7 protein-coding genes are annotated in these 6326 nt (G+C 66.3%); 1 reads left to right on the top strand and 6 read right to left on the bottom strand.

The features are described 5' to 3' along the window. Window positions 1-121: 121 nt before the first annotated feature. From gspD to gspG, 5 genes are read right to left on the bottom strand one after another with little or no spacing between them, the layout of a single operon-like run. A complete protein-coding gene (gene gspD, locus J1N02_RS26610; RefSeq protein WP_421148008.1) occupies window positions 122-2446 on the bottom strand; it encodes a type II secretion system secretin GspD in 2325 nt (774 codons plus the stop codon). Next, complete coding sequence (gspM, locus tag J1N02_RS26605) at window positions 2443-2955, bottom strand: type II secretion system protein GspM (protein WP_421148007.1); 513 nt, start codon at window positions 2953-2955, stop codon at window positions 2443-2445. The genes gspD and gspM overlap by 4 nt, the downstream gene beginning before the upstream one ends. After that, entirely contained in the window at window positions 2948-4018 is a 1071-nt protein-coding gene (gene gspL / locus J1N02_RS26600) for a type II secretion system protein GspL (protein WP_092359765.1), read from the bottom strand. The genes gspM and gspL overlap by 8 nt, the downstream gene beginning before the upstream one ends. After that, entirely contained in the window at window positions 4015-4893 is an 879-nt protein-coding gene (gspK, locus tag J1N02_RS26595) for a type II secretion system minor pseudopilin GspK (RefSeq protein WP_421148006.1), read from the bottom strand. Before gspK ends, gspL begins: the two co-directional genes overlap by 4 nt. Window positions 4894-4901: 8 nt before the next feature. Beyond that, window positions 4902-5351 carry a type II secretion system major pseudopilin GspG gene (gene gspG / locus J1N02_RS26590; RefSeq protein ID WP_027607545.1) on the bottom strand — a complete coding sequence of 150 codons (450 nt, stop codon included), beginning with the start codon at window positions 5349-5351 and terminating at the stop codon, window positions 4902-4904. Window positions 5352-5499: 148 nt separating this feature from the next. Between gspG and gspI the strand changes: the two genes are divergently transcribed. Further along, complete coding sequence (gene gspI / locus J1N02_RS26585; RefSeq protein ID WP_027607546.1) at window positions 5500-5865, top strand: type II secretion system minor pseudopilin GspI; 366 nt, start codon at window positions 5500-5502, stop codon at window positions 5863-5865. Here the strand turns inward: gspI and J1N02_RS26580 are convergent. Continuing rightward, complete coding sequence (locus J1N02_RS26580; RefSeq protein ID WP_027607547.1) at window positions 5852-6283, bottom strand: type II secretion system protein N; 432 nt, start codon at window positions 6281-6283, stop codon at window positions 5852-5854. The two genes, gspI and J1N02_RS26580, sit on opposite strands and share 14 nt — an antisense overlap. Between the last annotated feature and the right edge of the window lie 43 nt (window positions 6284-6326).

The following is a 6326-nucleotide window of genomic DNA, read 5'->3' as shown; positions in this document are numbered from 1 at the left end:
GATTCGACTTGCCCCCGATAGCGGTGGGTCAGTTTGTACATCTGTGGCTGACACACCCTCATCGGGGGCAAGTCGAATCGTCGCACCGCCCCTCCCACATTTGGTCCTGCGTACAGCAGGCTCATGGTCGTGCACCTACAGGCACCGCGCGAATGACCGCCCTCGGCCCCTGCTGCTGCCCGCCCGGAATCGCCTTCTCCACCGCCGGCAATTGCGGCGCCTGCACATCCGGCATCGCCCAGCTGTGCTCCGGTTGCAACCCACCCTGGGCACGACGCATGAATTCATAGCGGTTCAAGGTAATGCTGCGCCCCGCGCCACTGTCGCGAATAATGTAAGGCCGCAAAAACACCATCAGGTTGGTCTTGCTCACACTGCGCTTCTCGTTGCGAAACAACGCCCCCAACCCCGGAATATCCGAGAGCCACGGCACCGCGTCATTGCTCTGGCTGTAGCCGTCCTGCAACAGCCCGCCCAGCACCATGATCTGCCCATCGTCCAACAGGATGCTGGTATCGATCGCGCGCTTGTTGGTCACCGTGCCCGCCGACACCGATGCCCGTGTGTCCACGGTGCTGACCTCCTGGTAGATATCCAGCTTCACCGTGCCGCCCTCGGAGATCTGCGGGCGTACATTCAGCTTGAGCCCCACCTCTTCGCGCTGCACGGTCTGGAACGGGTTATTGCTGGTACCGCCGCCACCGGTCACATAACTGCCGGTGACGAATGGAATGGTCTGCCCGACGAAAATGCTCGCCGCTTCGTTGTCCAGGGTCAGCAGGTTCGGCGTGGACAGCACGTTGGTGCCGCCCTTGCTCTTCAAGGCACGGGCCAGGACCTTGAGGTCGAGCACCTTGCCGATCCCCGGAATATCCACGGTGCCGTTGACCACGCCGATATTCAGGCCCTTGGGCAGTACGTCGATGCTGGTGGGGCTGGCGGGTGTGCCCACGACGCCGCTGCCACCCAGGTTAACGCCACCGAAGCCACCTTTGCCCGCCAGGTTGCCGGCCTGCCATTGCACACCGAACTCGGTGGCATCGTCCTCGCCCACTTCCACGATCAGGCTTTCGATCACCACCTGGGCGCGGCGCTGGTCGAGCATGTCGATCACTTCCCGCAGGTTGCGGTACAACGGGTCCGGCGCGGAGATCAGCAGGGTGTTGGTGGTGGCGTCGGCCTGGATGGTCACCCCGCCGGCGCTGAACGCGGTGTCCTGCTCGTTGGCGGTATTGCCGCTGCTGGTGCTGGTGCTGGTGCTGGAACCGGTGGCTTGCCCATAGCCCGACTGCACGCCACTGCCGGTGGGCGTGCCGCTGCTGTTCTGGGCATTACTCGTGCCCTGGCTGTTATTGCCATTGCCGCCCATGGCGCTGAGCTTGCCACGCCCATCGTCGCTCACCCCGGAATCGCTCTCGCCGGTGAGCAGCCCGCGTAGCGACTGGGCCAGCTTGGCGGCCTGGGCGTTGCGCAGGTACACCACGTGCATATTGCTGGGGTTGCTCTGGGCATTGTCGAGCTTGTAGATGAGGTTGCGCGCCAGCTCCGTACGCTCGGGGCTGCCGGAACGGATGATGATCGAATTGGAGCGCGGGTCGCCGACCACATTGATCTTCTGGGTCTGGTCGGCGCCCTGGGTTTCCAGCAGTTCGGCGACCATGGCCGCGATGTCCACGGCGATGCCGTTCTGAATCTGCACCACATCGGTGTCGATGGCGCTGGGGGTGTCGATGCCGCTGATGATCTGGGCGACCCGCGCGAGGTTTTCCGCATAGTCAGTGATGACGATGCTGTTGTTGCCGGGGTAGGCGTTGATCGGGTTGTTCGGCGACACGATGGGGCGCAGCACCGGGATCAGGTTCACCGCATTTTCATATTGCAGGCGGAAGGTGCGCGTCTGCATGCCACTGCTGCCGGCGCTGTAGATCGGCCCGCCGAGCAACTTGGCATCGGCCTCCGGCACCACCTGGGCCACGCCGCCCACATCCACCACACTGAAACCCTGCATGCGCAGGGCCGCCAGCAGCATGTCGTAGGCCTGATGGGCCGGCACCTGGCCTTCGCTGACCAGGGTGAGCTTGCCCTTTACCCGCGGGTCCACCAGGAACTGCTGGCCGGTGGCACGGGACAGCGCGCGCACCACCGCCTGGATATCGGCATCGACGAAGTTGAGCTGCACCGGCTGGTCACCCAGCGGGTTGCGCGCCTTGACCGGCGCCGGGGCCTGGCCACGGACGCTGTTGGTCACCGGGTGCTGGACCCGCGGTTTCGGCGCTTCGTCGCGCTGGCGATCCAGCAGGGTATCGCCGCTGCGCCGGGTATCGGCCAGGGGTTGGCCAAGCTCACTGTCCACCAGTAACGGCGTGGTTGACGGGCTGCTGCACGCACTCAAGGCCAGCAACAGCAACGTCGCGGCCTTGCGAAAAGGGAGGACTGACCACTTCATGAAGCTTCCTTAGCGCCAGGCGCCTGATCCATGCGAACGGTCCCGGACACAGTGCAGGCCGAGTTATCGACGGCATCCGCAGCACGTTGCAAACGCGCCTCGGACACCTCCAGGGAAAATGAACGGGGATTGCCCAGCAGCCAGCCCACCACGGCGTCGGCCGGGGCGTTGTCGAAGGTCAGGCGCCAACCGCCGGCCTCCAGCGCCTGCACCTGGTAATGCCCTTGCAGGCCGGCACTGTCCAGGGCCTGGCGCAACGCGGCTTCGTCGGCCTGGCGCGGCGCGGCGACGTCCTGCAACAGCCCCTGCAAGGCTTCGGCCTGGGCGCGCAGCCTGGGGGTTTCGGCCTGCCAGTAGTCGATCTTTTTCAACGCCGGCTGCACCAGCACCAGCCAGGTCAGCAGGCTTGCCAACACCAGCCCGGCGCCGATCAGCAGGCGTTTCTCGCGCAGGGCCAGGCCGCTCCAGAACACCTGGGCCCGGGTGCGCAGGCGCAGCCACCTATTCATCGCCGGCCTCCGTTTTTTCCGTGGCCGGCGCCGGGCCGATGCTCCAGCCCTGCTCATCGCGCGTGGCGGCAAAACCGGCCTGGGCCAACGCGGCCTGCCACTCGCCCTCGGCCGCCGGGTTGCGGCTGTCGGCGAGTAACGCCAGGTGCAAGGTGCCCTGTTCAAAATTGAGGTTGTCGACGCTGCCCACCATAAAGGGCAGGTTGCTGCCTGCCAGTTGCAGCAGGCTGCTGAAGCGTTGGCCCGAATCGGCAGCCGCGCCGCTCTGACGTGCGGCCAACTGTTGACGGGCCTGCTGCAAGGGGTTGAGCACCACGGGTAATTCAGGAAACGCCTGGCGCACCTGTTGGTTCATCAACGCCTTGAGCCGTTGGCCTTCGTCGACCTGGCGCGCGGCATACAGGTTGAGGCCGACGGTCCAGATGGCAGCGGCCAGCGCCACACAGGCCAGCGCCCTGCCCCATCCGGCGCCGGAGGCTTGACCGAGGCGAGCGTGCAAGCCCCAGCCAGGCACCGCGCCGCTCCAACGCTGCGCCTCCGCCACCAGCGGCACGTCGAGCGCCTGCAACCCCAGCGGGTGCACAGCGCCCTGCTGCAGGCTGTCGCGGGTCAACAGATAGCCGTCGTCCAACGCCGCCGCCCCCACCGGCAAGGCATAGGGCGCCGGGTACAGGCCGCGCAGCTTGAGCTGCACCTGGGTCAAGACCTGGCCCAGCCGTTCCAGCCCGGCCTTGGGCACCCAGCCCACCTGCACGCGCCCATCGCTTTCGCGCGGGCCGTGGGCCACGTGCATCTGTTCCACCGGCCCGAGGATCAGCGCCTGGGCCGCACAGGCCACCGCCGCCTGGTTCTTTGCTGCGGGCAATGGCGGCAGCTCCAGGCTGGTGAGCAGGCTGTCACGCGGGTGCAGAAAGCAGTCCACCGCCTGCCGGCGCTTGCCCAGTTGCGCCAGGCTTTCCTGCCCCTCGGCCACCACCACGCCACGCTCGAGCCAGGCAAACTTCACCTGGCTTTCAGCACGGACCTGATCCAGCGGCGGCAAGGCAATGCGCAGGCGTTTCATACGCCCACCCGCGACCAGATCACCCTGGGCTCACGGTCTTCGGGGCGGTGCAGCAACGCGTCGATCGTCACCCGCCGGCGCTCGCGGCGCGCCTGGCCCTGCAGGCGAAACCACTCGCTGGTGATGCCCACTTGCACCGCTTCCAACTCCACCTGGGGCAAGTGCAGACGGTTGACGAAATCCCCACGGTTGATAAACCAATGCCCGTTGTCGCGCTCGGCCACCAGCCCGTGGGCCTGGGACAGGCTGAGCTGCGGCACCACCGCGCTGAGCACTTCGGCGCTGGCGGTGTTGCCGTTGACCCAGGTCTTACCGGGCAGCACGCTGACGTACGCCTGCAGGCGCTGCAACACCTCCGGGGTCAGGCCTTCGAGGCCACTGAGGTCGTCGAGGCTGCGCAGCATCGGGTATTTGGCGGGCTGCCCGTTCTGTTCGTAGGAGGCAATCACCCGCTGGCTGATGCGCCGGCTCACGGCCGGGGCCACGCCCAGGGTGCGGCACAGGCGCTCGAAGCTCTGCAATTGCTCGGCGTCGGGCTGTTGGCGGTTAACCAGGTTGCGCAGGTTGAACTTGCCCTGTTCATCGTCGATCCGCCCCTCGAACACGCCGGTCTGGGCCCGCGCCCAGGGCTGGTCAAGGCGGGTCAGCACGTCCTTCTGGCGCGCCTCCCAGAGCATCTGCCGGCTGCGTTCAAGGCCACCGAGCAACAGCCATTGGCCCTGCACGCGCGACTGTTCGGCTTCCAGGCTGCGGGTGAATACGGTCTGGCGCGTGAGCATGCCGCCGGCGATCACCGCCACCACCGCCGCGATCAGCAAGGCACTGATAATCGCCATGCCGCGCTGCTTCGCCGCTGGGGGCGAATACCCTTTCATGGCGCGCCTTACAACTGCCAGGAGCCGATATCGGCATTCACGCCATCGCCATCCGGTTGGCCATCGGCGCCCAGGGAGAACACATCGACCTCACCGTTGGCGCCCGGATTGAGGTAGTGGTAAGGGTGGCCCCAGGGGTCGTTGGGCAAACGATCGAGGTAGGCGCGCCAGTTATTGTTCTTGGCATCCGCCGGGCGCTCCACCAGCACTTTCAGGCCCTGGTTCATGCTCGGGTAGGTGCCGTGATCGAGGCGATACAGCTTCAACGCCTGCATCAACCCGCCGATGTCCTGTTTCGCGGCGGTGGCCCGCGCCTGGTCCGGGCGATCGAGGACCTTGGGCACCACCATCGCCGCGAGGATCCCGAGGATGACCACCACCACCATGATCTCGATCAAGGTGAAGCCACGCTGGCCGCGAGGGCCTGGCAATGGGGATGTTAGGCGCGCGATATCCATCTCGACATTCCTTGGCTTGGGTACATTTCGTGGCGCAGTGTTGCAAGAACACATGTCAGTCGTATTGAAAATCCTCGGGAGTTTCGGTCGCCAATCGGTCAACTGCCGGCGCTAGTCTGCGGGCCTGTTTCCCGGCTTTGAGAACGCCATGTACGGCCGTCGCAAGGAGCAAGGTTTTACCCTGATCGAGGTGCTGGTGGCGCTGGCGATTATCGCTGTGGCGATGGCCGCCGCCATCCGCGTGGCCGGGTTGATGACCCAGGGCAACGGCCTGCTGCGGGACAAATCCATGGGGTTGCTGGCGGCGCAGAGTCGCCTGGCGGAGTTGCGCCTGGAGGGGCATTTGCGCGACGGCACAAAGACCTTCAGCTGTGACCAGGGGCGCTTGAAACTGCGGTGCGAGCAGACCATCAGTCGCGATGGCCGCCTGTTTCAAGTCAACGTGCAGGTGCTCGACGCCAGCCGCGAGGCGCCGCCGCTGGCCCGCGTGGAGACACAGGTCAGGGCCGAGTGAGCCGCGGCAAGGCCGGCCCATCGGGCAACTTGTCGAGGTTGACGCGCAGCTTCTCGCCGCCGCGCTCGATCTCGACCCCATCGCCTTCGATGGCCGTGAGCCGCACGCCCGGGCTGAGGCGCTCGCCCAGCAGGAAACTGCGCGGCGGGCCGTCGTTGAGACTGAGGATCGCCACCGCACCGCGCGCCCCGGCCAGCACCCCAGAGACCTTGACCTGCAACGCCGCCGGCGCATTGGAAAACCATTGCAGCGCCGGGTTATCGCTGCGCGCCGCCAGCACCTGGGGCGCGGCCTGGGGCGTATGGGACTCGGCGGACGTCAGCAGCAGCGGCGTCCAGACCGCCACACCGGCCAATGCCGCCAGCAACGCCACGATCTGCACACCGTGGGCCGGTGAGAAACGCAGGGTGAATGCCATGGGAAGGACCTCCTGTTTGTCCATGGCACCAGCCTACAGGCCA

Origin of the sequence: Pseudomonas sp. NFX5 (assembly GCF_049132125.1) — a bacterium.
GTDB lineage: Bacteria > Pseudomonadota > Gammaproteobacteria > Pseudomonadales > Pseudomonadaceae > Aquipseudomonas > Aquipseudomonas marginalis.
This window is presented reverse-complemented; position numbering and strand designations above follow the sequence as displayed.